Annotated in this window: 30 protein-coding genes; 4 read left to right on the forward strand and 26 right to left on the reverse strand. The window is 37.3% G+C overall.

Annotated features, from left to right (window positions below):
- Positions 1-2: 2 nt before the first annotated feature.
- The 13 genes from X953_RS11380 to smc all read right to left on the reverse strand — a co-directional run bounded on the left by X953_RS11380 (position 3) and on the right by smc (position 11,720).
- The gene (locus X953_RS11380; RefSeq protein WP_040955684.1) at positions 3-770 is read right to left on the reverse strand and encodes a ribonuclease HII; all 768 of its coding nucleotides are present in this window, start codon (positions 768-770) and stop codon (positions 3-5) included.
- Positions 771-976: 206 nt separating this feature from the next.
- Positions 977-1,843: a ribosome biogenesis GTPase YlqF gene (ylqF, locus tag X953_RS11385; RefSeq protein ID WP_040955685.1), complete on the reverse strand. Its 867-nt coding sequence runs from the start codon at positions 1,841-1,843 to the stop codon at positions 977-979.
- 9 nt (positions 1,844-1,852) lie between these two features.
- Complete coding sequence (gene lepB, locus X953_RS11390; protein ID WP_040955686.1) at positions 1,853-2,413, reverse strand: signal peptidase I; 561 nt, start codon at positions 2,411-2,413, stop codon at positions 1,853-1,855.
- Positions 2,414-2,516: 103 nt separating this feature from the next.
- Positions 2,517-2,861 carry a 50S ribosomal protein L19 gene (gene rplS / locus X953_RS11395; protein ID WP_040955687.1) on the reverse strand — a complete coding sequence of 115 codons (345 nt, stop codon included), beginning with the start codon at positions 2,859-2,861 and terminating at the stop codon, positions 2,517-2,519.
- 136 nt (positions 2,862-2,997) lie between these two features.
- Positions 2,998-3,741, reverse strand: coding sequence for a tRNA (guanosine(37)-N1)-methyltransferase TrmD (gene trmD, locus X953_RS11400; RefSeq protein ID WP_040957091.1), 744 nt, complete (start codon positions 3,739-3,741; stop codon positions 2,998-3,000).
- Between the two features lies 1 nt (position 3,742).
- Positions 3,743-4,258, reverse strand: a complete 516-nt coding sequence (gene rimM / locus X953_RS11405) for a ribosome maturation factor RimM (RefSeq protein WP_040955688.1) — start codon at positions 4,256-4,258, stop codon at positions 3,743-3,745.
- A gap of 15 nt (positions 4,259-4,273) precedes the next feature.
- Positions 4,274-4,663, reverse strand: a complete 390-nt coding sequence (locus tag X953_RS11410) for a YlqD family protein (protein ID WP_040955689.1) — start codon at positions 4,661-4,663, stop codon at positions 4,274-4,276.
- Positions 4,664-4,736: 73 nt separating this feature from the next.
- The gene (locus X953_RS11415; RefSeq protein WP_040955690.1) at positions 4,737-4,964 is read right to left on the reverse strand and encodes a KH domain-containing protein; all 228 of its coding nucleotides are present in this window, start codon (positions 4,962-4,964) and stop codon (positions 4,737-4,739) included.
- 19 nt (positions 4,965-4,983) lie between these two features.
- Positions 4,984-5,253 (reverse strand): 30S ribosomal protein S16, encoded by a 270-nt coding sequence (gene rpsP, locus X953_RS11420; protein WP_040955691.1) that lies wholly within the window; start codon positions 5,251-5,253, stop codon positions 4,984-4,986.
- 121 nt (positions 5,254-5,374) lie between these two features.
- Positions 5,375-6,718: a signal recognition particle protein gene (gene ffh / locus X953_RS11425; protein WP_040955692.1), complete on the reverse strand. Its 1,344-nt coding sequence runs from the start codon at positions 6,716-6,718 to the stop codon at positions 5,375-5,377.
- Positions 6,719-6,731: 13 nt separating this feature from the next.
- The gene (locus tag X953_RS11430) at positions 6,732-7,055 is read right to left on the reverse strand and encodes a putative DNA-binding protein (RefSeq protein WP_040955693.1); all 324 of its coding nucleotides are present in this window, start codon (positions 7,053-7,055) and stop codon (positions 6,732-6,734) included.
- Between the two features lie 87 nt (positions 7,056-7,142).
- The gene (gene ftsY, locus X953_RS11435; protein WP_040955694.1) at positions 7,143-8,138 is read right to left on the reverse strand and encodes a signal recognition particle-docking protein FtsY; all 996 of its coding nucleotides are present in this window, start codon (positions 8,136-8,138) and stop codon (positions 7,143-7,145) included.
- Between the two features lie 15 nt (positions 8,139-8,153).
- On the reverse strand, positions 8,154-11,720 hold the full coding sequence (gene smc / locus X953_RS11440; protein WP_040955695.1) for a chromosome segregation protein SMC: 3,567 nt from the start codon (positions 11,718-11,720) through the stop codon (positions 8,154-8,156).
- A gap of 160 nt (positions 11,721-11,880) precedes the next feature.
- Here smc and X953_RS11445 point away from each other — a divergent pair, with 160 nt between their 5' ends.
- A complete protein-coding gene (locus X953_RS11445; protein WP_040955696.1) occupies positions 11,881-12,105 on the forward strand; it encodes a DUF1128 domain-containing protein in 225 nt (74 codons plus the stop codon).
- Positions 12,106-12,237: 132 nt separating this feature from the next.
- Here X953_RS11445 and rnc read toward each other — a convergent pair whose 3' ends face one another.
- The 9 genes from rnc to sdaAB form a co-directional block, all read right to left on the reverse strand.
- Entirely contained in the window at positions 12,238-12,921 is a 684-nt protein-coding gene (gene rnc / locus X953_RS11450; RefSeq protein WP_040955697.1) for a ribonuclease III, read from the reverse strand.
- 106 nt (positions 12,922-13,027) lie between these two features.
- Entirely contained in the window at positions 13,028-13,261 is a 234-nt protein-coding gene (acpP, locus tag X953_RS11455) for an acyl carrier protein (protein ID WP_040957092.1), read from the reverse strand.
- A gap of 46 nt (positions 13,262-13,307) precedes the next feature.
- Positions 13,308-14,048: a 3-oxoacyl-[acyl-carrier-protein] reductase gene (gene fabG, locus X953_RS11460; protein WP_040955698.1), complete on the reverse strand. Its 741-nt coding sequence runs from the start codon at positions 14,046-14,048 to the stop codon at positions 13,308-13,310.
- Complete coding sequence (fabD, locus tag X953_RS11465) at positions 14,048-14,986, reverse strand: ACP S-malonyltransferase (protein ID WP_040955699.1); 939 nt, start codon at positions 14,984-14,986, stop codon at positions 14,048-14,050. The genes fabG and fabD overlap by 1 nt, the downstream gene beginning before the upstream one ends.
- Positions 14,983-15,990, reverse strand: coding sequence for a phosphate acyltransferase PlsX (gene plsX / locus X953_RS11470; protein WP_040955700.1), 1,008 nt, complete (start codon positions 15,988-15,990; stop codon positions 14,983-14,985). Before plsX ends, fabD begins: the two co-directional genes overlap by 4 nt.
- On the reverse strand, positions 15,974-16,564 hold the full coding sequence (gene fapR, locus X953_RS11475) for a transcription factor FapR (protein WP_040955701.1): 591 nt from the start codon (positions 16,562-16,564) through the stop codon (positions 15,974-15,976). The genes plsX and fapR overlap by 17 nt, the downstream gene beginning before the upstream one ends.
- A gap of 125 nt (positions 16,565-16,689) precedes the next feature.
- Complete coding sequence (gene recG / locus X953_RS11480) at positions 16,690-18,723, reverse strand: ATP-dependent DNA helicase RecG (protein ID WP_040955702.1); 2,034 nt, start codon at positions 18,721-18,723, stop codon at positions 16,690-16,692.
- A gap of 14 nt (positions 18,724-18,737) precedes the next feature.
- Complete coding sequence (gene sdaAA / locus X953_RS11485; protein ID WP_019376509.1) at positions 18,738-19,613, reverse strand: L-serine ammonia-lyase, iron-sulfur-dependent, subunit alpha; 876 nt, start codon at positions 19,611-19,613, stop codon at positions 18,738-18,740.
- Between the two features lie 27 nt (positions 19,614-19,640).
- Positions 19,641-20,303 (reverse strand): L-serine ammonia-lyase, iron-sulfur-dependent subunit beta, encoded by a 663-nt coding sequence (sdaAB, locus tag X953_RS11490; protein ID WP_040955703.1) that lies wholly within the window; start codon positions 20,301-20,303, stop codon positions 19,641-19,643.
- Positions 20,304-20,460: 157 nt separating this feature from the next.
- Between sdaAB and X953_RS11495 the strand changes: the two genes are divergently transcribed.
- On the forward strand, positions 20,461-21,723 hold the full coding sequence (locus X953_RS11495; RefSeq protein ID WP_040955704.1) for an NCS2 family permease: 1,263 nt from the start codon (positions 20,461-20,463) through the stop codon (positions 21,721-21,723).
- A 30-nt stretch (positions 21,724-21,753) separates the two neighbouring features.
- On the opposite strand, the gene X953_RS11500 is transcribed toward X953_RS11495, so the two are convergent.
- Both X953_RS11500 and X953_RS11505 read right to left on the reverse strand, forming a co-directional pair.
- Positions 21,754-23,409 carry a DAK2 domain-containing protein gene (locus X953_RS11500; protein WP_040955705.1) on the reverse strand — a complete coding sequence of 552 codons (1,656 nt, stop codon included), beginning with the start codon at positions 23,407-23,409 and terminating at the stop codon, positions 21,754-21,756.
- Positions 23,410-23,611: 202 nt separating this feature from the next.
- Complete coding sequence (locus tag X953_RS11505) at positions 23,612-23,974, reverse strand: Asp23/Gls24 family envelope stress response protein (protein WP_040955706.1); 363 nt, start codon at positions 23,972-23,974, stop codon at positions 23,612-23,614.
- Positions 23,975-24,362: 388 nt separating this feature from the next.
- Here X953_RS11505 and rpmB point away from each other — a divergent pair, with 388 nt between their 5' ends.
- Both rpmB and X953_RS19535 read left to right on the forward strand, forming a co-directional pair.
- Positions 24,363-24,551: a 50S ribosomal protein L28 gene (rpmB, locus tag X953_RS11510; protein ID WP_019376514.1), complete on the forward strand. Its 189-nt coding sequence runs from the start codon at positions 24,363-24,365 to the stop codon at positions 24,549-24,551.
- Positions 24,552-24,660: 109 nt separating this feature from the next.
- Positions 24,661-24,900: a hypothetical protein gene (locus X953_RS19535; protein WP_084715679.1), complete on the forward strand. Its 240-nt coding sequence runs from the start codon at positions 24,661-24,663 to the stop codon at positions 24,898-24,900.
- A gap of 655 nt (positions 24,901-25,555) precedes the next feature.
- Here X953_RS19535 and spoVM read toward each other — a convergent pair.
- A complete protein-coding gene (gene spoVM / locus X953_RS11515; RefSeq protein ID WP_019376515.1) occupies positions 25,556-25,636 on the reverse strand; it encodes a stage V sporulation protein SpoVM in 81 nt (26 codons plus the stop codon).
- Between the two features lie 30 nt (positions 25,637-25,666).
- Positions 25,667-26,320: a thiamine diphosphokinase gene (locus tag X953_RS11520; protein WP_040955707.1), complete on the reverse strand. Its 654-nt coding sequence runs from the start codon at positions 26,318-26,320 to the stop codon at positions 25,667-25,669.

Genomic DNA, 26,320 nt, shown 5'->3' on the forward strand with positions numbered 1-26,320 from the left:
AATTATATTAAATCTTTTATTGGCGCAAATGACCTTCTATGATGTGGAGTTATACCAAACTCACCTATTGAGGCAAGGTGCTCTTTTGTTCCATACCCCATATTTGTAGCAAATTTATAAACAGGGTATTCTCTATGTATTTCCTTCATGATACGGTCCCGAGTTACTTTGGCAAGCACACTCGCCGCCGCAATTGATATACTTTTAGTATCGCCTTTTATGAGAGGTTTCGATGGACAAGATAAACCTTTCAGTTCAACTGCATCTATTAGAACGTAATCTGCACTGGGCTGAAGCTGATTAATTGCTTTGTTCATTGCTGATTTTGTTGCTTCAAATATATTTATAGCATCAATTTGCTCACTATTAATAATGGAGATGCCGTAACTGATTGCCTTTTCTGTTATAATTGAATAAAAGCTATCTCTTTGGCTTTCAGTTAATTGTTTTGAATCATTCAATCCTGGTAATTTAAACTCTTGGGGAAGGATTACAGCTGCTGCAACTACAGGACCAGCCAAGGGACCTCTTCCAGCCTCGTCCACCCCTGCGATTAATTTAAACCCTTCTTCATAACATTTATTTTCATATGTGCACATTTTCAAAAATGCTTCTTCCAACTCTTTCTCTTTACGCTTTTTATTTTCAAACCGATTCAAAAGTTGCTGAACACCTTTTCGCTCATCCTTTTTAAGAGTTAAGATTAATTCTTCACTGATTTCTCCTGTATCAAATAAACTCCTTAACTCCTTGATTGATTGTTTTTCCACTGGCTTCCCATACCTTTCTTTATCTAAATATATCGGCGATAAATTTTATTTGTTTACAATGTCCAGAAATAAAGATTCTAAATCTCTCAGTGAAAAAGATAAATCTATACTCTGAAAATTATTTATATACATTATCGTAAAAACAGAAAAGCCGAACTTATCCGAATTTCAATTAGAAAGTCTCGAATGGTCGTTCGGCTAAAACACTATTCTTCCAATTCCCTTGTATCCTCTGGAGATTCCAATGTGATTCTTCCAAGCCTGCCTGTTCTCAGGTCACGGAGTACAAGATCAGACACTTTATCAAAATTGACATTTCCTCCGCTTTCTAAAGCTCCTCTATTCTTGCCGATTGACTCAAATATGTGCAGCATATCTATTGTTTCACCAGAGAGATCATACCGTTGTTCAAGTAAACCAGGGTAATGAATTTGCATGTATCTTATAACAAACACAACAATATCCTGTAAAGAAAGTAATTGATCCTTAATTGTTCCAATGGCAGCAAGTCGATATCCAACAGTTTCATCTTCAAATTTAGGCCATAATATCCCTGGAGTATCGAGTAATTCAAAATCTTTTTTTACTTTGATCCAAAGTTGTTGTTTGGTTACCCCCGGGCGGTCGCCAGTCTTGGCAATTTTTTTGTTCGCAAGACGATTTATTAAGGTGGACTTACCTACATTAGGGATACCGATAATCATTGCTCGCGCCGGTCTGGGTTGTATTCCTTTTTTCTTAAGTTTTTCCATTTTTTCTTGTCCAAGCTCTTTTGCTAACTGAATCACTTTATTTATATCAGCTTTCTCATTTACATTTACTGCTAAGGATGGAATGGATTGATCGCGAAAATAACTTATCCAATTTTCTGTTTCCTTCTGATCAGCTAAATCCCTTTTCATTAAAACAACCATCTTCGGTTTATTTTGCAAGACCTGTTGTAACATAGGATTTTGTGATGATAGTGGAGCACGAGCATCCACTAATTCCATTACAAAGTCAACTAATTTTAATTTCTCTTCAACTTCACGTTTCGCTTTTGCCATATGGCCAGGAAACCATTGTATTGTCATATTTATTACCTACTCTCCTAATGTCTGTATCCTCTGAAAAGGCCAATATATAATACTTGTTCTTCCTACAAGCTCATCAATTGGTATGACACCAAGCATGCGACTATCTGTAGAATTGCCTCGGTTGTCCCCTAAAACAAGCACATGGCCTTCAGGAATGACTTCATGGTTACCGGGAAGTTCCTCCAATGTAAAATCACTGGTAAGAATTTGATATGCTTTCATATCTTTCTTTTGTTGGTTTAAAAATGGTTCTTCCACCAAGTCCCCGTCAATGTAAAGATTATTATCACTAACCTCCACATGTTCTCCAGGCAAACCGATAACTCTTTTAATAAAATCCTTTTCTTCCGAAGCATGAAATACAACTACATCAAATCGTTCGGGCTCGTGTAAACGATATACAAACTTATTTACAATCATTTGATCACGGTCGTGTAAGGTCGGCAACATCGAAGGGCCATCTACCACGATAGGAGCGAAAAAAAACATACGCACGATAAATGCTAACCCAAATGCTATTAATAAAGCTTTTAACCAATCAAACCATTCATTTTTCTTTTTAGCCATGGCGCTTCCTCCGGAATTCTTCTTCCTCTATTGTATCCTTAATTAATTTTCTATAAAAGCAAAAAGGAGCTTGTGCATAAGACAAGCTCCTTTCCAAGTTTTATTATCTGCGTTCTTTAATACGTGCAGCTTTACCACGTAGATTACGTAGATAGTAAAGTTTAGCACGACGTACAATACCACGACGAGAAACTTCAATCTTGTCGATACGAGGTGAATGTACTGGGAATGTACGTTCAACACCTACGCCATAAGAAAGTTTTCTTACTGTAAATGTTTCGCTGATTCCACCGTTTTGGCGCTTAATAACGACACCTTCGAATACCTGAATACGCTCACGAGTTCCTTCTACAACTTTAACGTGAACTTTTACAGTGTCTCCCGGGCGGAAATCAGGATGATCTGTACGAAGTTGTTCCTTCGTAATATCTGCGATTAATTTTTGCATCCTGTTCACTCCTTCCAAACCAATGCTCATATCTCTCTAAGTGACAGCGGAACATCGTTTATACGGCTTAAATAACTCTTTAAGCACAACATTTAATATACCATAACAAGGAAAATAGATCAATAATAATTAAGAATTATTTTTCCTCTTGTATTACCTCTTTTAATAAAGCATTGTCTTCTTCAGTTAAGCTTGATTCATCAATTAACTCTTTTCTGCGTTGATACGTTCTTTTCAATGATTCTTTTCTTCGCCATGTCTCAATTTTGGCATGGTCTCCTGAAAGCAGTATAGGTGGTACAGATAACCCGCGAAAGTTAGCCGGTCTTGTATAATGGGGATATTCCAATAGTCCTGTAGAAAAAGAATCTTCTGGAGCAGATTGCTTGTTTCCCAATACATCTGGAAGAAGCCGGACAACACTATCAATAACCACCATAGCTCCAAGCTCTCCCCCGGTGAGGATATAGTCTCCGATAGAAATCTCATCTGTCACCAAATGCTCTCTGATCCTCTCATCATACCCCTCATAATGGCCACAAATAAAAATGAGATGCTCCTCTTCTGAAAGCTCTTCTGCCTTTTTTTGAGTGTATGGTTCGCCTTGGGGGCACATTAATATAACGCGCGGTTCTTTTGTGGACTCCTTCTTTTTCATTGCAGCCTGAACTGCATCGAAAATAGGCTGGGGTGTTAAAACCATCCCGGCACCTCCACCATATGGATAATCATCTACCTTTTGATGCTTATTCTCCGTAAAATCACGAAAGTTGATTAAATCATAGCTATATTTATTTTTCTCATATGCTTTATTTAATATCGATGACTGAAACATACCTGTCAACATTTCCGGAAAAAGAGTCAGGACATCTATATGCATCTTAATCAAGCAACCCTTCCATCGGCTCAATGACGATTTTCTTTTCCTGAGTATCTACTTCCATAACCACTTCTTTTATATATGGAATAAGCAAATCTTTTTTACCTGCACGTTGGACAACCCAAACATCATTGGCCCCAGGTGAAAGTATCTCTTTAATCCGCCCAATTTCTTCATTACCCGTGGAAAATACTGTGCAGCCGATAATTTCATGATAATAGAATTCATTCTCTTCCAGTTCAGTAAGTTGATCCTCTGTTATTTCTAGCGATGCTCCTTTAAATGCTTCAACCTCGTTAATAGAGTCATACCCTTCAAAAAGAAGCAGATCAAATCCTTTATGGATACGATGTGCTTTGATGACAAGTGGAAGCGGTTCTTTATTTTCTTTTACCACATAGACTGTATTTCCCTTTTCAAACCGTTCGTCGAAGTCACTTATCCTAACCACTTTTATTTCCCCGCGGATTCCATGGGTATTTACTATTTTACCTATTTTATACATTACCTTATCCATGCTCTCACCTACTAACTATTCATCTATTCGAACGACAGTCTCGTCCTTTATTATAATTGCTTTTTCTTTTATTGAATGAGTCCAATCCATACCTACAGAAACTTCAACAAGAGCTTCAACCTGGTCTTCTATAATCTCACTACCCATTTCAAGCATATCCAATTGCTCAATTTTAAAGTCTGCTAATTTTATTTTTTCTTTGCGATTTTTTATCTCTTGTTGAAAACGTTGACTAATATCTTGTTTGGATACCCCTGGTTTATTTTGTAGCTTTCTTTGTTCAAAAAGCAGTTGTTGACACTCTTGTTCAAGCCGCATTTTATGGCTTGTAAAATTGCTTTTTAACTTTTCTTTACTTCTCTCTGTTACAATTTGTTTAATCAGGACTTTTTGAATAATCTTCACGTAACTTCCTCACTCTCACAAATAATCAAACTACCAGAGATGTAGAAAAAGGGAAAGGTATCCCCCTTCCCCTTTACATAATATCAAGATAAATACGTTTCCCGCTATCCGTCTTTGCAGCATAAACTACAGTACGGATTGCCTTTGCAATACGTCCATTTTTGCCAATCACCTTACCTACATCCTCTTGGTTTACAGCAAGGTGATAAACTACTTTTTCATTCTCTTCCGTCTCTGTCACAACTACATCTTTAGGGTGATCAACGAGAGAAGTAACAATAGTTTCAATTAGGGCTTTCATGATATATCACACTACTTTACTATTGGTTTTTCTGTTCGTGGAATTTCTTCATGATGCCTTCTTTTGAGAAAAGATTGCGAACTGTATCACTTGGCTTAGCACCTTTTGTCATCCAATCCAATGCTTTATCTTCATCTATTTTAACTTCAATTGGATTAACTACTGGGTTGTATGTCCCAATTTGCTCAATCTGACGTCCGTCACGAGGAGAACGTGAATCAGCTACAACGATACGATAAAATGGATTTCTCTTTGAACCCATACGTTTTAAACGAATTTTAACAGCCATGATTTGCACCTCCAAATTTAAATGTCTCACACAAGATTAAATTCTAACAGAAAGTATTTTGTCTGTAAAGTGTTTTTACATTACATTATAAATTTAAGTGAATTATGAACTTATGTTTTTTTTACATAAAAGGAAAGTTTAAGCCTTTTCCTTTCTTCCCTTTTTGCATGTTGGTCATTTGTTTCATCATTTTCTTCATTTCTTCAAATTGTTTTAATAATCGGTTTACCTGAGAAACAGAGGTCCCAGATCCTTTAGCAATCCTTTTCTTGCGACTTGCGTTCATAATACTTGGGTCTTTCCGTTCTTTTTTTGTCATCGATTGAATGATTGCTTCCACATGTGAAAGTTGTTTTTCATCAATTTGAGCGTTTTTAAGACCTTTCATTTTATTAGCACCAGGGATCATAGACATTAACTCATCCAATGGACCCATATTTTTCACTTGACCCATTTGCTCGAGGAAATCATCGAAAGTAAAAGACATCGTCCGCATTTTTTCTTCCAATTCCTTTGCCTGCTTCTCATCCACATTTGTCTGAGCTTTTTCAATCAGTGACAGGACATCCCCCATGCCTAAAATCCTTGATGCCATACGGTCTGGATGGAATGCCTCAAGCTGGTCCAGTTTTTCTCCCATACCAGCAAATTTAATTGGTTTGTCCGTGACTGCTTTTATTGAAAGAGCAGCGCCTCCACGAGTGTCGCCATCAAGTTTTGTTAATACAACACCTGAAATATCCAATTGATCATTAAAGCTTTCAGCGACGTTTACTGCGTCTTGACCTGTCATAGCATCTACAACTAAAAATATTTCATCAGGTTTAACAGATGATTTAATTTGCTGCAATTCATCCATTAGATCATTATCAACATGTAAACGACCAGCAGTGTCAATAATTACATAATCCCGATGTTCTTCTTTTGCCTTTTCAATAGATTGTTTGGCAATATCCACTGGGTTCGCATCGCTTCCCATGGAAAATACAGGCATATCAAGCTGTTGGCCTAATGTTTCCAATTGATTTATAGCCGCAGGACGATACACATCACACGCGACCAATAGTGGTGATCTATTATGCTTTTTACGCAAGTGGTTAGCCAGCTTACCCGTTGTTGTTGTTTTACCTGCACCTTGTAGACCAACCATCATAATTACTGTAGGAGAGCGGTCAGCCACAGCTATTTTACTTTGTTCTCCGCCCATTAGTTCACATAGTTCGTCTTGAACAACCTTAATAACCTGTTGACCAGGAGTCAAACTTTCCATTACTTCTTGGCCAATAGCTCGTTCTTTAATCCGTTTAATTAAATCTTTAACTACTTTGAAGTTAACATCAGCCTCTAATAAGGCAAGACGTACTTCTCTTGTCATTTCTTTTACGTCCTGTTCAGAGACCTTCCCTTTACCAGTAATCTTCTTTATTGTACTCTGTAAACGGTCGGCCAACCCTTCAAATGCCATAGAAGGTATCCCCCTAATCTATATCTTTTAATTGATGGAGTTTATGCAATAACTCCGTTTGTTCTTTGGAAACCATAGTCTCGAGTTCTTTAATTAGAACAACTCTATCTTGGAACTTACTGTATAAATGCAATTTTTCTTCATAAGATTCAAGCATCGCTTCCGTTCGCTTTATATTATCATACACAGCCTGTCTGGAAACATTGGAAACCTCGGAAATTTCACCTAATGAATAGTCCTCCAAGTAATACATTTCCATATAATTTCTTTGTTTGGGTGTGAGCAACGCCTGGTAGAAATCGAAAAGATAATTGATTCTGGTAGTTTTTTCGAGCATTATACACCCCGCCTTGTTAAGTGATTTCACTTTACAATTTATATTTATCTTACAGAAATAAAACAAGACTTGTCAAGCCGGCCTAATTTATTCCTCTTCTTGTAGCATATCAGCAAAAAGACCGTAAACAAAGGCATGCGCATCAAATTCTCTTAAATCATCCATTTGTTCACCCAGACCAACAAACTTGACCGGTATTTGCAACTCATTTCGGATAGCCAAGACAATTCCTCCTTTGGCAGTACCATCCAATTTAGTTAATACAATACCGGAAACATCTGTTGCCTCTGAAAAAGTTTTTGCCTGGTTTAGTGCATTTTGGCCAGTGGTCGCATCAAGTACGAGAAGTACTTCATGCGGTGCTCCAGGGATTTCTCTCTCAATTACACGTTTTACCTTAGACAGTTCGTTCATTAGGTTCACTTTATTTTGCAGTCTTCCGGCTGTATCACAAATTAAAACGTCCGCATTACGGGATTTCGCTGCTTTAATTCCATCGAAGATTACTGCTGCTGGATCGCTTCCGGCATTTTGTTTGATTACGTCTACACCCGCACGCTCGCCCCATACTTCCAGTTGTTCTATAGCTCCTGCACGAAAGGTATCACCTGCAGCAAGCACAACATTTTTTCCTTTTTGCTTTAGTTGATGCGCCAATTTACCTATAGATGTCGTTTTACCAACTCCATTAACACCAACAACTAATATAACGGAAAGTTGCCCTTCCTCCAAATGTATCTCTTCTATTTTCTCATCTGCTTCGCCATAGTATATTTCTACTAGCTTTTCGGAAATTATTTCTTTAACTTCTTTCGTATCATGAATATTCTGTCGCTTCACTTCCATTTTCAATTCGTCAATAAGATCCATTACAGTCATTACTCCAACATCAGCAGAGATTAAAATCTCTTCCAACTCTTCAAAGAAATCTTCATCTACTTTACGATAACGGGCAATTAAATTATTAATCTTTCCTGAAAAGGAGCTTCGGGTCTTCTTCATACCTTCCTTGTATTTTGTTGACACTTCTTGTTTTTCTTCGCTCTGTTTAAATTTATTTTTAAATTTATCCATAAATCCCATGATCGATGGTCCTCCTTATGAATTCACTAGTTCTTTTGTATCTTCAAGACGCACAGACACTAGCCTTGATACACCAGATTCCTGCATGGTTACACCATACAATACGTCAGCTTCTTCCATTGTACCTTTACGGTGGGTGATTACGATAAATTGAGTATTTTCACTATATAATTTTACATATTTCGCAAATCTAACCACGTTCGCTTCATCCAATGCTGCCTCTACTTCATCAAGTATACAAAAAGGCACAGGCCTAACTCGTAAAATAGCAAATAATAAAGCAATTGCGGTCAATGCTCTCTCTCCACCAGATAACAAGCCAAGGTTTTGTAGTTTTTTTCCAGGTGGCTGTGCTACAATTTCCACACCCGTTTCAAGCAGTTTTTTAGGGTCCGTAAGCTTCAACTCTGCACGTCCTCCCCCAAATAATTGATGAAATACGACGGCAAACTCTTCTTTAATTTGTGAAAATGTTTCATCAAATCGCTTAATCATTTCTTCATCCATCTCTTGTATTATTGCATAGAGAGTTTGCTTTGCTTCTGTCAAATCAGCTCTCTGTTCAGTTAAAAATGAATAGCGTTCATTAATTCGGTTAAATTCATCAATCGCGCCAATGTTAACTGCTCCTAATTTTTCTATTTGTTGCTTCAAATGCTTCACAACGGACTTCGAATTTTCTACATCTTGCGTTTTTTCGTAAGTTTGCTGGGCTTTTTCATAGGTGATCATATAGTCACCCTGAAGCTGAGAAAGATGATTTTCTAATTCAACATCCAGACGATTCGCTTTTACTTCCTTTTGTTGAATTAAATGTAACACCATTTGATGCTTTTTATTTTCTTCTTTTATTTCTCTTTCGTTATCTTCCAAAAGTTGACTCCGATTGGTACGCTCCAATCGTTTTTCTTGTATAGATTCGGTCAGACTGGATTTACTCTCTTTAGTTGAGATAATAATATCATCTAATTCCTCTTCCGTTTGGGTTGAATTATCTATATATGTTATCTCGGCAAGTTCTTTTTGAAATAGATCATATTGTTGTTGTAAATCTTCTAACTGGCTCTGAACTCCATTGGTTTTTTCCTTTTGGCTTTTCATGCGTTCTTCTTGTTCAGCAAGTAAAACTTGTTTTTGGTGAAGTTTGTTTTTGTTATCATCTTGTTGCTCATTATACATTTTTTCCTGCTTAGTTAAATCATCCATCTTGTTTTGTAGAGAGTTCAATTCCTCTTTAATCTTAGTAAGATCAATAGTTAATTGTTTCTCACGTTGAATAAGAGAGTTATGATCATTTTTATATTGGTTTCTATCATAATCATACATTGCAAGCTGGCTATTCAGTGCATCAAGCTTCATTTCTTGCTCTTTGGAATTAGAATAATGTTTTTGGAGCTTTTCTTGAGATTCATTTAATATGGATTCCTCATCGCTTAATTGTTGTTCAAGCTCATTTATACGTTCCTTTTTATCCTTCACTTGCCGTTCAAACACGAGTGTCTTCTCCTGGAAATCCTTTAACTTATCCGTTAACTCTTGAAGTTCCTTTTCTCTTGTAAATAAGGATTGATTTGTTTTCTTTTGTACTCCACCTGACATTGCGCCACCCGGATTGACTACATCCCCCTCCATAGTTACAATACGAAACTTTCTTTTTACAATTCCTGCTATCTCATTTGCATCTTTAAGCGACTGAGTAATAACCACATGCCCCATTAAGTGATTTACTGCTCGGGAAAACGAAGCGTCAATTTTTACCAGATCTGCAGCAACTCCAATAAAGCCTGGATGTTCTTTTACTTTATAGAGTAGTTCTGGAGAAATAAATCTTTCTTGAATGCTGTCTAATGGAAGAAAGGTAGCTCTACCGTTGTTTGTTTTCTTTAGCCAGTAAATAGCATCTCTGGCTGCTTTTTCGTTCTTTACAACGACATGTTGCGATTGTCCGCCAAGGACTGTCTCAATAGCCGTTATGTATTTATTTGGAACATCAATAAGTTCAATAACTGCACCATATATGTCATGCAATGTTTTATTTTCACGTGCTTTAAGTATTGCTTTTACCCCATGGAAAAAACCCTGAAAATCCTGTTTCATTTCTTGGAGCATTTCTTGTTTAGATTTCAGCTTTTCAATATACTGATAGCCTTGATAAAGTTTAGTTTGAGCTTGCTCGAAAACAGTCCTTTCAGCACTTAAGGAATCCTTTATATGCTTGATCAACTTTTCTTTATCTTCCACCTCCGCTCGAGAGGTTAATAAAGAGGAAGAAAGTTTTTCTACAGATAGTTGTATATCTTCTCTATTCTTTAGTAATTCCTTAAATTTCACATCCTGCTGATCCTTTTTACCATTTATTTGTTGTAATTGCTTTGCAATTGATTGTATTTCATTTCTTTTTGCTGCTTGCTGATTTAATAACTCAATATAATCTGATTTCAAATCCTCAATTTGATCAGCAAGTGCTTCCTGATCAAGCTCTAAATAACCTTTTAACTCCTTTATACTTTGCTGTGTAGATTTCTTTTCATCTATCAGTGTGGATAATTTCTTTTTTTCCTTAATAAATTCATCATGAAGTTTACCAATCTTTACTGAAGTTTGGTCTATTTGTGACTCTAGTTTTTCTCTATTCTCGGTAGCATGCTTGGTTCGTTCATGAAGCAATTTCTTTCTACCTTCATACTTTTCCAATTCTTGTGTAGTCTTTAGCAAATCTTCCTGTAACTTCTCTATTTCTTGATCTAATAGCTGTAGCGTATTCCTCTCTTTCTCTACAGTAGCTTCTTTACTCTGTATTGCTGTTTTTAACGAGATTTCTTTTTCCTTTTCCTCTTCAATGTCTTTTAATAATTCTCTCCATTCAGCGTGAAGTGTATCTATGACAGAGATAAGTAAGGAAATTTCATTGTTTGTAAGCTCATCTTTGAGCTGTAAGTACTTCTCAGCAGTCTGTGCCTGTTGCTCAAGAGAGCTCATCTGCTGTTCAACTTCATTGACAATATCCTCTACACGGTTTAAATTTTCCTGGGTTTCTGCTAATTTATATTCTGCCTTTTTCTTTCTTTGCTTATATTTTAAAACGCCTGCAGCTTCTTCAAATATGGTTCTTCTCTCTTCAGCCTTTGAACTGAGAATCTCCTCTACCTTTCCTTGGCTTATTATGGAGAAGGCTTCTCTGCCAAGACCAGAATCCATAAATAAATCCACGATATCTTTCAATCTGCACGCTTGCTTGTTAAGATAATACTCACTTTCACCTGAGCGGTATACACGTCTCGTTACGCTAACCTCCTCATAATCCAAAGGTAGAGCATGGTCTTTATTATCAAGAACTAATGTAACTTCAGCGACATTTAACGCTCTCCTAGTGTCACTTCCTTGAAAAATAATATCTTCCATTTTAGAGCCACGTAACGATTTAGCTGATTGTTCCCCGAGGACCCAGCGTACCGCATCCGTAATGTTACTCTTACCACTTCCATTTGGACCTACGACTGCCGTAACACCGGGCACAAAATCAACGTGGATTCTCTCTGCAAAAGATTTAAAACCCACACTTTCCAACCGTTTTAAAAACATATACATTTCTCCTACAAATTATAAGACGAAGTATGTCTCATATTAAATTTCTTTAAAAATAATTTGGCTTTTTAACGCATTTATTTTATCATAAACATAGTAACAAAAGAAGTAGCGTCAACGTTGTTATTTTAGTAATCATTGATTAAGAGGTGTTTATATGACTTTGGAACAAGCAACAGAGGAAAACCTAAAAATCCTATTGGATGAATTGGCTGATCGCCTGGGGGTGGTTAATCGTTCGATAATGGACCCCAAAGACTATGATTTGGCAAAGTATGATGAATTAAAAATGATGCATGATATGATTTTACAAAAAGGGCACTTAAGCGCTTCAGAGACACAAGCTTTCATCGAAGAGCTACGTTCAGTCCGCAAGAGTTAACGACAGAAAACAGGCTGTTATGACAGCCTGTTTTCTGCGTTCTATTAAAAATGTGGGGTACGAATTATTTCGTCCAATCTCATTTTTTATAGTAGTAATAGTAGGAGTGCTGCGGTTGCGAGCTAAAAAAGATTAAGAATTAAATTTGTCCAAAGCTGTTTTAGCAGCTCTTTGTTCTGCTTCCTTTTTGGTTCTTCCAACACCCATTCCTGAATCCTTTTCTCTAATCAACACTTGAGCCACGAATTCTTTGTTATGAGAAGGGCCTCTTTCTTCAATGATTTTATACTCCACCGTTTGGTCTTTGTACTGCTGTACCAATTCTTGCAATTGGCTCTTATAATCCATCGCATGCGAAAAAGCACCTGTTTTAATTTTTGGAAAGACATATTTCTCAAGAAAATCCATTGCCACTAGAAAACCTTTATCCAAATACAAAGCCCCTAAAAAGGCTTCAAAGACGTCTGCTAGTAATGCAGGTCTATCCCTTCCGCCTGTTTGTTCTTCTCCTTTACCCAGTAATATATACTGGCCAAAGTTTAAGTCCCTTGCAAAATTCACAAGTGAAGCTTCACAAACAATGGAAGCACGCAATTTGGTCATTTCTCCTTCAGGCATCATTGTGTTTTTCTTGTATAAATACTGAGAAACACCTAATTCCAATACGGCATCTCCTAAGAATTCCAATCGTTCATTATCTGAGAATGCTTCTTTTCGATGCTCATTCACATAAGATGAATGTGTAAAGGCTTGTTTTAACAGCTTTAGGTCAGTGAAGTTAATTCCGAGCTGATCTTCTAAATGTTTAACATCCATTTATGACACCCTCAATCATTAAAAATATACGGAAAGTCCCGCATATGCGAGACTCTCAAAAAGTAAGATGCTATATAGGTCATTTGTAGACATCAAGACTCTACACCTATTGTAAACTATTTATGTAGTTTACAGCATCACCTACTGTATTAATTTTTTCAGCTTCTTCATCAGCGATTTCCATATCAAATTCATCTTCAAGCTCCATAACAAGCTCAACAACGTCTAATGAATCTGCATCAAGATCATCTTTAAAAGATGCTTCCATTGTTATTTTTTCTTCTTCTACGTCAAGACGATCTACAATAATTGCTTTAACACGATCAAATACATCTGCCATCATGCTTCACCTCCTTTCAAGTAAAACTGGACATCTGCATTTACAATTACATTACCATACCACCGTCTATGTGAATGGTCTGTCCAGTAATATAGTTAGCATCATCAGATGCCAGGAAGCGGACTACCCTGGCTACATCTTCAGGGGCTCCCAACTTAGCGAGTGGAATCATGTCAAGCATGGCACTCCGTTGTTCTTCAGTAAGTTCATCTGTCATATCGGTAGAAATAAATCCAGGAGCGATAGCATTAACAAGTATATTGCGAGAAGCCAGCTCTTTTGCGGTAGATTTTGTCAACCCGATCACACCTGCTTTGGCTGCAACATAATTAGCTTGTCCTGGGTTTCCACTTACACCAACAATGGAAGAGACATTAACAATTTTTCCTGCCTTTTGCTTCATCATTTGTCTCGTTACAGCTTTCGTGCAGACGAACACACCTTTTAGATTTGTATTAATAACCTGATCAAATTCTTCTTCCTTCATACGCATTAATAGATTATCTCTTGTAATACCTGCATTATTCACTAAAATATCCAAGCTGTTAAACTGATCGACAACTTGCTTTATCATTTGTTTAACTTCTGCTTCATTTGATACATCAGCTTTTACTTTAAATGATTTTACACCTAATTTCTCAATTTCTTCAACCACGGACTGCGCTTTTTCTTCATTACCAGCAAAGTTCACGGCAACGTTGGCGCCTTGTTGCGCCAGTTCTAAAGCGATAGCTCTGCCAATACCTCGAGAGGCGCCGGTTACAAGAGCACTCTTACCTTCCAACATTATGCTTCCCCCTTATACCAAGTAACAAACTCCTGCATCGATTCCTCATCTTGAACGGCAAATGTTTTTGTTTTTTTATCTATCTTTCTAACCAAACCACTTAAAACTTTACCATTGCCGACCTCAACAAAGGCATCAACACCTGCTTCTATCATTTGGCGTATTGATTCTTCAAAACGAACAGGTGAATATAGTTGCCTAATAAGCAATTCCTTCATTCTCTCATGTTCTGTAACTGGTGAAGCAGAAACATTTGCATACACAGGAATATTCGTATCCGAGAAATGTACTTCATTTAGATAGTTAGAAAACTTCTCATTTGCAGATTTCATTAACCTGGAATGAAAAGGACCACTAACATTTAGAGGCATTACTCGTTTTGCTCCATTAGTTTTTAATATATTTGTTGCTTGTTCAATGCCTTCTTTTGTTCCAGAAATAACAATTTGACCAGGACAATTTAAATTTGCTATATCTACTATTTCATCCTTTATTTCATTTAAGGCATCTTGAATTTTCTCCTCATCCAATCCAAGTACCGCAGCCATCGTACCTTGGCCTTTCGGAAAAGCCTGTTCCATTAATTTCCCTCGGGTTGCTACAAGAGGGAGCGCTTCTTCTAATGAAATCGCACCAGCGGCTACTAATGCGCTATATTCCCCCAGACTGTGCCCTACAGTCATGATAGGCTGGATCTCTTGGTCGATCAGTAATGTATGTACTGCGATGCTCGATAGTAATAACGCTGGTTGGGCATTTTCTGTTTCGGTAAGTACCTCTTTCGGCCCTTCAAACATTATTTTTGTAATATCTTTATTTAGTAAGCCATTTGCTTCATCATACAATTCTCTAATTTTCTGGTGTTCATCATAAAATGATTGGCCCATACCTACAGCTTGTGAACCTTGGCCTGGAAACATAAAAGCTACCTTTTTCATTTTTCTTCCTCCTTGTTGTTTTCCATTGATTCAACAGTGTCTTTAATGGTATCAGTCACATGATGTTCCACCATATGACAAGCCTGTTTTATTGCACTGTAAATAGCCCTGCGATTGGAAGACCCATGAGCTTTGATCACAGGCGAGCTCAAACCAAATAATCCTGCACCCCCGTATTCGGAGTAATCGAGCTTGCTCTTTAGTCCCTTTAAGTCACTCTTTACTATTCCTGCAGCAAATTTTGTCTTTAAAGAGCTCATAAAAGTCTCTTTTAACATAGTAAACATTGTTTCTGCAGTACCTTCAATTGTTTTTAAAGCAATATTCCCACTAAATCCATCTGTAACCACCACATCCGCTACACCATTTAAAATATCGCGTGACTCTACATTTCCAATAAAATTAATAGGTGCATCCTGAAGTAAAACAAACGCTTTTTTAGCAAGGTCATTACCTTTTCCATTTTCAGTCCCTACGTTTAATAGACCTACAGTAGGATTAGAAATAGAGCGAACCTTTTGGGTATATATGGAACCCATGACCGCATATTGCATAAGGTGATGTGGCTTCGCATCTACGTTTGCACCAACATCCAACATTAAAAACCCTTTTCCGTCGATAGTAGGTAATGTTGGACTCAATGCAGGCCGGTCAATACCAGGAATCCTCCCAACAACAAATAAGCCGGCACTCATTAGAGCACCTGTATTACCTGCAGATATACAGGCATCTGCTTTTTTATCCTTAACTGCTTGTGCCATTAAAACAAGGGAAGCATTTTTTTTCCGCTTTACCGCTCGTACAGGTTCCTCTTCTCCTGTTATTCTTTCCGTTGTATGAACTATTTCCAAATTTGTATAATTGCTCACATATTGATTAATTTTCTTTTCATCACCAAATAACGTGATTTGCAGGTCTTCAATTTGGGATAAAGCATCCATAGCACCAAGAACAATCTCTTTGGGTGCATGATCCCCTCCCATTGCATCAATTGCCAGTCTCATTAATTTCTACTCCTTTTCCACTTGAATGGTACATTTGGAAAGTTCCCATGAAAACTTTTTCCTCACCTACAAAGCTGTTTACATGAACAACGGTTAGTCCCTTACTGTTGTTCCCCTCAACTACTGCCTTTGCAATCACTCTCTCACCTTCACGTACCTGTCTTGTAAATTTCAGCTGGGTTTTAGAAGTAAGGGCCAGTTCATCATTAATAACTGCGACGGCCAACGAATTAGCTTGTGCAAATAGATGGTGTCCCCTTGCTATTTTGTTTCGGGAAAACACATGCTCTTCCCGAATATCCAATATAGAAATAGCGCGTTTATCCAACTCCAAATCTATAATTTCACCAATAACTTCTTCCAATGGTAAAGCCTTTACTGTTTCATTCCATTGATCAGTTGCAACTGATTTGATTCGCTGCCGCAATTCCGGAATAGAAAGTTCCAGTCTGTCCAAACGAATTGTCTGGATGCTAACAGAGAATTTTTTAGCTAGATCTTCATCAGTAATAAAAGGTGTTTCCTCAATTGTATTTTTCAATAATTTCTGACGTTCGGCTTTTGTCCGTTTCATTAATGGCACCGTCCATATTACTAAAATTGTTGATTATCTATAACATAAAAATAGAAAAACAAAACTTTATGACTTGGTCCTAATAGTAATATATAATACCATATTTATTTATGCAAGTGTCCTAATTAATCCAATTTATCTTCTATAAAGGAATTTTCCTCAAGATAACATTTAAGTTGATAGTAGTCCTTTCTTTCTTCTAACAGGTTCAAATCAATAATTTCCGCTGCATCCTTCCTGGCTGTTTCCAGGGCACGATAGTCATGAACCATGTCAGCAACTTTAAATTCAGGTATCCCACTCTGCTTTTTACCAAAAAAGTCTCCCGGCCCCCTCAATTTCAGGTCCTGTTCTGATAATTCAAAGCCATTTGTTGTTTCTGTCATGATACGCATTCTCTCTTTTCCTACTTCACCCTTTGGATCGGATATTAAAATACAATAACTTTGACTTTCACCTCTACCAACACGCCCTCGTAGTTGGTGAAGCTGAGAGAGACCAAAGCGTTCAGCATCATAGATAACCATAATAGTTGCATTTGGAACATTCACACCGACTTCCACGACAGTAGTTGATACAAGAATCTGAATTTCATTCCCAGCAAATTGCTTCATGACATTATCTTTTTCTTCATTATTTAACCTGCCGTGCATTAAACCTACTTGAATGGAAGGGGAATAATACTCATTAAGCTCATGATAAAGGTCTACTGCATTTTGAATATCCAGCTTATCCGACTCTTCAATGAGCGGACAAATAACATAAGCTTGTTCCCCTTGTATTACGTGTTTTTGCATAAACTCCAGTACGCGTTCTATCGTATTTTCCTTTGTCCAGTATGTTTCTACTGTTTTTCTACCTACAGGCATCTCATCAATAACAGATACGTCCATATCCCCAAATGCAGTTATTGCAAGTGTTCGAGGAATAGGCGTTGCAGTCATAAATAAAACATCTGGCAAGAGTCCTTTATCTCTTAATGCTCTTCTTTGCTCCACTCCAAATCGATGCTGTTCATCCACGATTGCAAAACCCAAGTCATGAAACTGAACATCATCCTGAATCAGTGCATGAGTCCCCACGACAATATGTATTTCATTACGTTCAATTGCTGCAACTAATTCTTTCCTTTTCTTCCCTTTAACAGAACCTGTAAGCAACCCAACTTTCGCTTTGCCACCAAACAGCTCTTGTAATGATTGAAAGTGTTGTTCAGCTAAAATTTCCGTTGGCACCATCAGGGCCCCTTGCTTACCTGCTGTCACAGAGGCGTATAGGCAAATGGCAGCAACAGCTGTTTTACCTGATCCGACATCTCCTTGGAGAAGGCGATTCATTCGGAATGGAGACTTCATATCAGCCAAAATTTGTTTCAGTGCTTTTTTTTGTGCATCTGTTAATGAAAAAGGAAATAATTGTATAAATTCTTGGATTTTCTGAGGGTCATATAATTGTTGATTTCCCTGAGTCGCTTCCCGTTTATATTTTCTCAGCAGCTGCATTTTTAATTGAAATATCAAAAATTCCTCATAAACAAAGCGTCTTCTTGCGTGCTTCAAATCTTTACGATTCGGAGGGAAATGCATTACTTCATATGCGCTCCGACGAGTTGGCAGCTTATACTGGTTTAAAAACTGTTCCGGAAGTAACTCAATTATTTCCTTACCATACCCATTTATAGCATTTTGAATAGTTTTTTTTAATTTAGCATTCGTTACTTTTCCTTTAACGGAATACATTGGTTGAATTTCGGCCTGGTCTTCGGCTGGACCTGTCTTATAGTTACTAACTGTAATTTGCAGCCTATGAGCATCCCATTTCCCTGTCAATGTAACAATTTCTCCTGTATGAATATGTTTCTTCGCAAATGCTCGATTAAACATGACTGCTTTTATAGCGATATTTTCAACTTCTATCGTGAAAGTTAGTCTTGATTTCTTCTTTCCATAAAAAGTAAGGGAAGGTTCGTGTACAACCCTTCCCTCAACTGTCACTTTATCCTCATGAATCAATTCACTTAGTGGCTTAACTTCAAAGGAGTCGTATTTATATGGAAAATAATTAAATAAATCCTCGACAGTAGAAATGCCCATGCTCTCCAGGTCCTCGGCGAATTTTTCACCAACACCTTTTATATTTGTTATTTCTTCGTTTAACAAGCGAATCACTCTTCCTACATTGACATTCCAAATATTTTTTCTTTTAACAACCTTCCTGTTGGTGTGTCAGCCAATCCACCTTCACCAGTTTCTCTTAAACTTGACGGCATCTGTTTGCCAATTCGATACATAGCTCCGATCACCTCATCACAAGGGATCCTGCTTGTTACACCCGCTAATGCCATATCGGCAGATACAATAGCCAAAGAAGAACCTGCTGCGTTCCGTTTTACACATGGAACTTCCACTAAACCAGCCACTGGATCACAAACTAATCCAAGCATATTTTTTAATGTCATGGCAAATGCTTCTGCAGATTGTTGTGGTGTCCCTCCTGCCATTTCGACGATTGCAGCAGAGGCCATAGCTCCTGCTGAACCAACTTCGGCTTGGCACCCGCCTGCTGCGCCAGAGATAAATGCATTATTTGCCACCACAAAACCAAAAGCTCCTGAAGTAAACAAATAGCGAATCATTTGCTCACGTGTAGGGTTCAATTGGTTTTTAACAGCAAATAATGTACCTGGTACACAACCGGCACTTCCTGCAGTAGGAGTGGCACAGATGGTCCCCATAGCAGCGTTCACTTCATTGGTTCCCATTGCTTTGCTAACTGCGTCTAACAATAGGTTTCCTGATAAGGGTGTTTTTTCTTGCATATATTTTTGAATTAACACTGCATCCCCACCCGTTAAACCTGTTACGGATTGGACTCCCTGCAACGCATCCTCAATTGCTTTTTCCATTACTTCAAGATTTCTTTCCATTTCCGAAAATACTTCGCTGCGTGTTTTTTCTTTTACATCCATTTCCTGACGTATCATCACTTCAGAAATTTGTATATTCTCTTTTTCTGCCATTTCGACAAGTTCTTTTACTGTACGAAACATTTATTAAAACTCCTCTCTTTTTCCCGCCTAGCTAACAAGTTTGGATATTTGAATGATGTGATCAGCGCTTTGGAGTTCCTTTAGTACCCCATCTTCTACATTTTGGTCAACCTCGATTACCATCAACGCTTCCTTCCCAACATCTTTACGATTAACCTCCATATGGCCGATGTTAATTTCATGCTTGGCAAGAATTTTGGTAACAGAGGCAATTGCTCCGAACCTGTCGTTATGCATTATTAATATAGCAGGATGGTTTCCTGAAAGTCGTAATTCAAAACCATTTAATTCAGTAATTTCCACCTTACCACCGCCAATTGAAATACCTATAAGTTCGATAGATTCTTCTTTGTCACCAATGAGAAGGCGTGCAGTATTTGGATGATCAACTGCTGAACTGTCTTCAATAAACTCGATTTCCAGGTGATTTTCCTTAGCAATATCTAAAGCTTTACTCATGCGGGGGTCATCTGTTTCAAATCCAAGTAGCCCTCCCGCTAGAGCGAAGTCTGTTCCATGTCCTTTATATGTTTTAGCAAACGATTCGTATAAATAAATTTTAGCCCAGGAAGGCTGTTTACCAAAAAGGTTTCTGGCAGCTTTCCCGATTCTAGCTGCACCTGCTGTATGTGAACTGGAGGGACCAATCATTACCGGTCCAATAATATCAAATACTGAATTATATTTCATAAATAGCCACCGCCTATTTAAACTATTAATTTTTCATTCATTGTAAAGTATATCAAAAAAGTTTATAATAATCATTCGTGGATTATATGTTTTATTTGTGTATAACAAAAAACATAATCGGGTGGGAGAGGGACAAAACGAAATATGAGGAGTTTTCATGCCTTTTAAGAAACATTATGTTCGTAGCGAGATATTAACTGGGCTAATTGGCTACCTAACAACAATGTATATCATTGTAGTAAATGGCTCCATCTTAAGTGAAGCCGGATTACCTTTAGAGAATGGAATGATGGCAACTATTCTTGCCAGTTTCGTTGGCACCTTGTTAATGGGCGTGTTTGGCCGATTACCTCTAATATTAATACCTGGCATGGGGATCAATGCTCTTTTTGCATACTCCATTGTAGAAGGGACCGGATTGTCATTTGAAGAAGGCTTGGCTGTTGTACTTTTAGCTTCTGCCTTATTTTTAATTACAGCATTCACCAAAATTGGCGTTATATTAAAAGAAGCTATTCCTGATTCATTAAAGCATGCGATATCAGTGGGCCTTGGCTTTTTCCTTATCCTAATCGGACTTGAAAAAAGTGGTCTGGTTGTTAGTGGTAGTAATACAATCATAGCCATTGGCGATTTTTCTTCACCGACAGTGATTACAAGTCTTTTGACTCTTTTCCTGGCAATATTTTTATTTATTAAGAATGTGCCTGCTAATTTTCTGGTAACCATGATACTAGGTACGTTGATTGCGTATTTTTTCGGAATCATTCCAACAACTAACGTTAACTCACTCAGTTTAAATGTTGGGGAGCTAGTGCATTTACCAGATTTTTCAGCTGTTGATCGTTTATCATTTTGGCTTGCAGTATTTCCTTTAGTAATGATTCTTGTTTTTGAAAATATGGGATTATTACATGGACAACTTCATATGCTAAAACGTGATGACAGCTACAGAAAAGCATATCAACTAACGGCTTTTTCAACACTTACATGTGCGTTTATTGGCACTTCTCCTACAGTTTCAGCTGCAGAGAATGCTGCTGTTATTGCTTCAAAGGGAAAAACTGGTCTAACTGCGATAATAGCTAGTATTTTATTTTTGTTAACTATCTTTGTTATTCCTTATATAACAATGGTTCCAACGACAGCTATAAGTCCAATTTTGATCATTGTTGGGGTAATCATGGTGCAAAATATTAAAGAGATCCCTTTAAATGATCTATCTGAGGCACTACCTGCGTTTCTAATCATAGCTATGATTCCATTCACGTATAGTATCGCTGATGGTATGGCGTTTGGCTTTATAGCATATCCCATTGTAAAAATAGCTATAGGTAAACAAAAAGAGCTAACGATGGCCTTAGTCATCATCTCAGCTTTGTTTATATTAGACTTTGCAATGAAAGTTATTGGTATATAAAAATAGTCGCCTTCTGTAAGGCGACTATTTTTATTCTACGGACAAAATATAGGAATAGATTGGCTGGTTACCTTTATGCACTTCTATTTCTATATCCTCATAAGTTTCTTCCACAAATTCTATTAGTGTATTCAGCTCTTCGTCTTTTACATCTTCCCCTTGCAGAATTGTAAGTATTTCATCTTCCTCTGTAATCATTTCCTGCAGAAGAAGTTTCACAGTCTCAAAATGGTTTTGATTTGTGGAGGTTATTTTACCATCTAAAATCCCCATGAAATGCCCATTTTCTATTGTAATACCATCAATTTGCGTATCACGTACAGCATAAGTAACTTGTCCAGTTTTAACATGCTGCCTCGCTTCGTTCATTGTTTCCTTATTCATATCTAGATCAGCATCCGGGTGGAAGGCGAGCATAGCACTTATACCTTGAGGTATTGTCTTCGTTGGAACCACACGTACCTCTTCGTCAGCTAATTCAGCTGCCTGATCTGCTGCCATTATAATATTCTTATTATTAGGCAAGATAAGTACATTTTTGGCATTTGCCTGTTTAATTGCATCTGTTATGTCCTTTGTACTTGGGTTCATCGTTTGACCGCCTTCTATAACCACTGTCGCTCCAAGGCTCTCAAGCAACTCTTTTAACCCCTTACCCATAGCAACAGTTACAATTGCATACTCGGATTTTTCTTTAGGTTTTTCTTTTTTATTCTTCCCTACAATCGCTGTATGTTGCTCTCGCATATTTTCGATTTTCATATTAATCAAGCTTCCATACTGTTGACCCAAGCTTAAACATGCTCCAGGATATTCTGCATGAATATGAACTTTAACAATTTCATCGTCAGAGACAACTAATAAAGAATCTCCATGCTCACTTAATTCATTTCGGAATGCTTCTTCGTTAAATGGATTTTCCGAGGTCTTTTCTTCCTCAAACTTCACCATAAATTCCGTGCAATAACCAAATTCAATTTCTGAAGTATCCATAAAATCCTGAGTGATTTTATGGTGCTCTGCGTTTACCATGTCTTCCATATCAATATCTGCATTATTTTCTGGTAATTTTTCACCTTTCAAAAAGGCCAAAAATCCTTCATAAATCGTAACAAGCCCTTGCCCACCTGAATCAACCACTCCTACTTCTTTTAAGACTGGCAATAGTTCTGGTGTACGCTTTAGTGAGGCTTTCGCTTCTTCAACTACCTTTTCCATTAATTCAACAATATTATTTAATCCGGAATGCTCTGTTGCTGCAGACGCCGCGTCTTTCGCCACAGTCAAAATAGTTCCTTCCACAGGTTTCATTACAGCTTTATATGCTGCTGTAACACCACTTTCAAAAGCAACAGCTAAATCTTCTGCAGTTACGGTTTCCTTCTTTTCTAAACCTTTAGAAAAACCGCGAAATATTTGTGATAAAATCACTCCAGAATTTCCTCTCGCACCCATTAACAAACCCTTAGCAAAAGCATCAGCCACAATGGAAATACTATTACTGTCTTGTTTCTTAACTTCTGATGCACCAGATGTTATAGATAAATTCATGTTTGTTCCGGTATCTCCATCAGGAACCGGGAAAACATTCAGAGCATCAATTTTTTGAGCATTGTTTGATAAATGATGAGCTCCAGAAAGCACCATCTGTGCAAAAGTAATCCCATCTAACTTTTGTATAGTCACCATACTTCCTCCTCTAAAGCAACAACGCAACTCTTATTTTGATAAATATGTATTTTTTAATATTTCACCTTCATATAGGACCATTTTTCCCGCAGTAACTTTGCGGGATTTCCAAGGTCCTAGGCGTATCCATATTCTGTATTTACTGCGCTGTTTATAAATCTCTTCCAAATCCAAATTCTTTCAAACCAAAAAACAAGTTTTAATCCTTAGCGACTCTTACTCCTTGGATATAAATATTCACTGAATCAATCGATAATCCTAAAGATTGGCTTAAAATGTATTTCACTTGTGATTGAACATTATGCGCAACCTCTGAAATTTTCGTTCCATAACTAACAATAATGTACATATCTATATGCAGCTTATCATTCGCTTGCCGAACTACTACTCCTTTGGAGAAGTTTTCTTTTCTAAGGATTTCTGCAATACCATCTCTAATTTGACTTTTCGATGCCATGCCAACAATGCCATAACATTCAACTGCTGCTCCTCCAGCAATGGTGGAAATAACATCGTTTGTTATCGTTACATGACCATCATTTGTATTTAATTCAATGGACATAATGATCCTCCTTTAACAAAATTAGTCAAGAACCCTTTAACTTCAATCGATTTAAATCTTAACTTAAGGGTGTAGAAATAATTTGCCTCTGTTTAGTAAATTTAAAACATGCTGATTATCAAACAGAAGTCACCAGCAGAATATAACGTTGTTTATTATTTCGGATGGTGGTTTGTACTCTCGATATAAGAATATTTTACTACATGCATGATAATATTAAAAGTGAGTAAATGCTATCCATTTTACCCCTTTTAACAATGAACGATACACTTTATTCTGTCAAGTGATTTTTCTTTATATTAACGTATTTAGTAATTGCAATATCTGTCTAGTTATGGTAAATTGTATAAGTATTAATTGACACATGCTAGAGAGTAGGAGGGATAACATGGCTAGAAAATGTGTTGTTACTGGACGTAAAACTCGTACTGGGAATCAACGTTCTCACGCGATGAATTCCAATAAACGTAGTTGGAAAGCTAATGTACAAAAAGTACGTATAATGGTAGATGGTAAGCCGAAACGTGTTTATGTTTCTGCACGTGCACTTAAATCAGGTAAAGTAGAACGCGTATAATATACCAGAGCATACAACTTAACATTAGTTATAGTCAAGAAAGCACCCATCATATACATGATAAACGGGTGCTTTTTTTGTTGTTCTAATATATATGTTGGGTTATTCAATGATTCGCAATTTAGATATAATGCGACGTAAGTTTTTGTGTGCAAATGGACGTCTTTTAAAATATAAAGGCTACATAAATGCGATTCGGAGAGCATTTAACGCCATTGCTTTCCATTGCAGATGGACGCTTTCCGCCGGCATGGCTTCAGCCGCTTCCTTCGCTACGCTTCGTCCAGGGTCTTCAGCTCATGCTATTCCGGCAGGAGTCGCCATCTTCCATTCCAATCAATTGGTATAGACTTTTATCTAAGTATAGAGTTTGCTCAACTTTTTTGTGACAAATATATTAATACTTCGATATTCCTGACTCATCCTAGCGAAGGGGAAATATGAAGACTCCTGCGGGAAAAGCGAGACTAGCGAGACCCTACAGAACGGAACGTTAGTGTAGTTCGAGGAGGCTTGCAGGCCGCCCGCGGAAAGCGAAATATTTCACCGTAGCGGTGATTTACGCAGTCTTTATATCTAAGTTACGTCGCAGTTTACTCCAACTATGAATGTACGAGATACGTCTACACCAATATTTTGAGGGTAGGATCTTTTTGTTTGTTAAAAAACTTATCGTATACGATGTAGTACTCATAGATAATCTAGGTCATCTTATACCTGAAATAGTTAGAGGATAATAAGGCTATGTTACATCAGGATATAGTTTCATAGCTTAATTAAGACTTTTAACGAAAAAAGCTTTTGCCATATGTGACAAAAGCTTTTTTCTAGCCATAAGAAGGTATAAAAATTCGAGACTTTTAAGAATCTTTGCCAGCAGGAACTTTTTCTAGCTCCCGCGTCTCCCCCTCCAGACCTTACTTCACTCTTTACTGTAACAAATAATAAAACTATAAAGTTATTCTGTAGCTTGTCGGGGGATAATTGTGACAACGCTATTGCTCTTAATCTTTTTTGAAGGTACCAATTATTACCCTCACAAATCCACCGATAAATCTTGGGAGCTTAATAGTATAAAATTTCATGAGTTCGCCCTCCTCTTTTACAAACAAAGCTTACTTCTGAATCGTGTCACGACTCTTTACTAGTAATAATATGCCTTCTTCATAAGAAAAAGTACCATTTTTTCCAATAAGCTTGTTAGAGATACATAGCGTGGAACCCCATGTAATATTTTGCTTTGTAAGTGGATAGTAAAAGCCTGTCAGAGATAGACCTTTTACTATCTTCGTATATGGAATAAAAGAAACCGTTGGATAATATGCATTTAAAGATATTTTATGAATTCCAGGCATAGTAAGTTCAAGTATATTATTTTTATCAATAATAATCCCTTTTATATTGTTGCATACAATTCTATACAGGAGTTGAATATTTACTAATTCATGGTCTAGCCTTCCCCCGGTAACTCCAAATAACAATATACGTTGAGGTTGTAACGAAAACGCCTTTAAAAGGGCAAGCTCTAAATCTGTTTCATTCTTTTCGGAAGGGTATTCTTCAAACTCTGTACAGTAACCTTTGATTATTACCCTCTCTTCCTCGGTTGTAGAATCAAAATCACCGATAGCGTAATCTACCGGCATTTCTTGTCGGATCAATTCTATTGAACCTCTGTCTGCTCCAATCCAAACGTTCACATCATCTTTATAGATTTGAAGATCTGGATAAGTATCGGGACTATTACCTATAATAGCTATTGTACGCAT

Source organism: Virgibacillus sp. SK37 (assembly GCF_000725285.1).
Classification (GTDB): Bacteria; Bacillota; Bacilli; order Bacillales; family Amphibacillaceae; genus Virgibacillus_Q.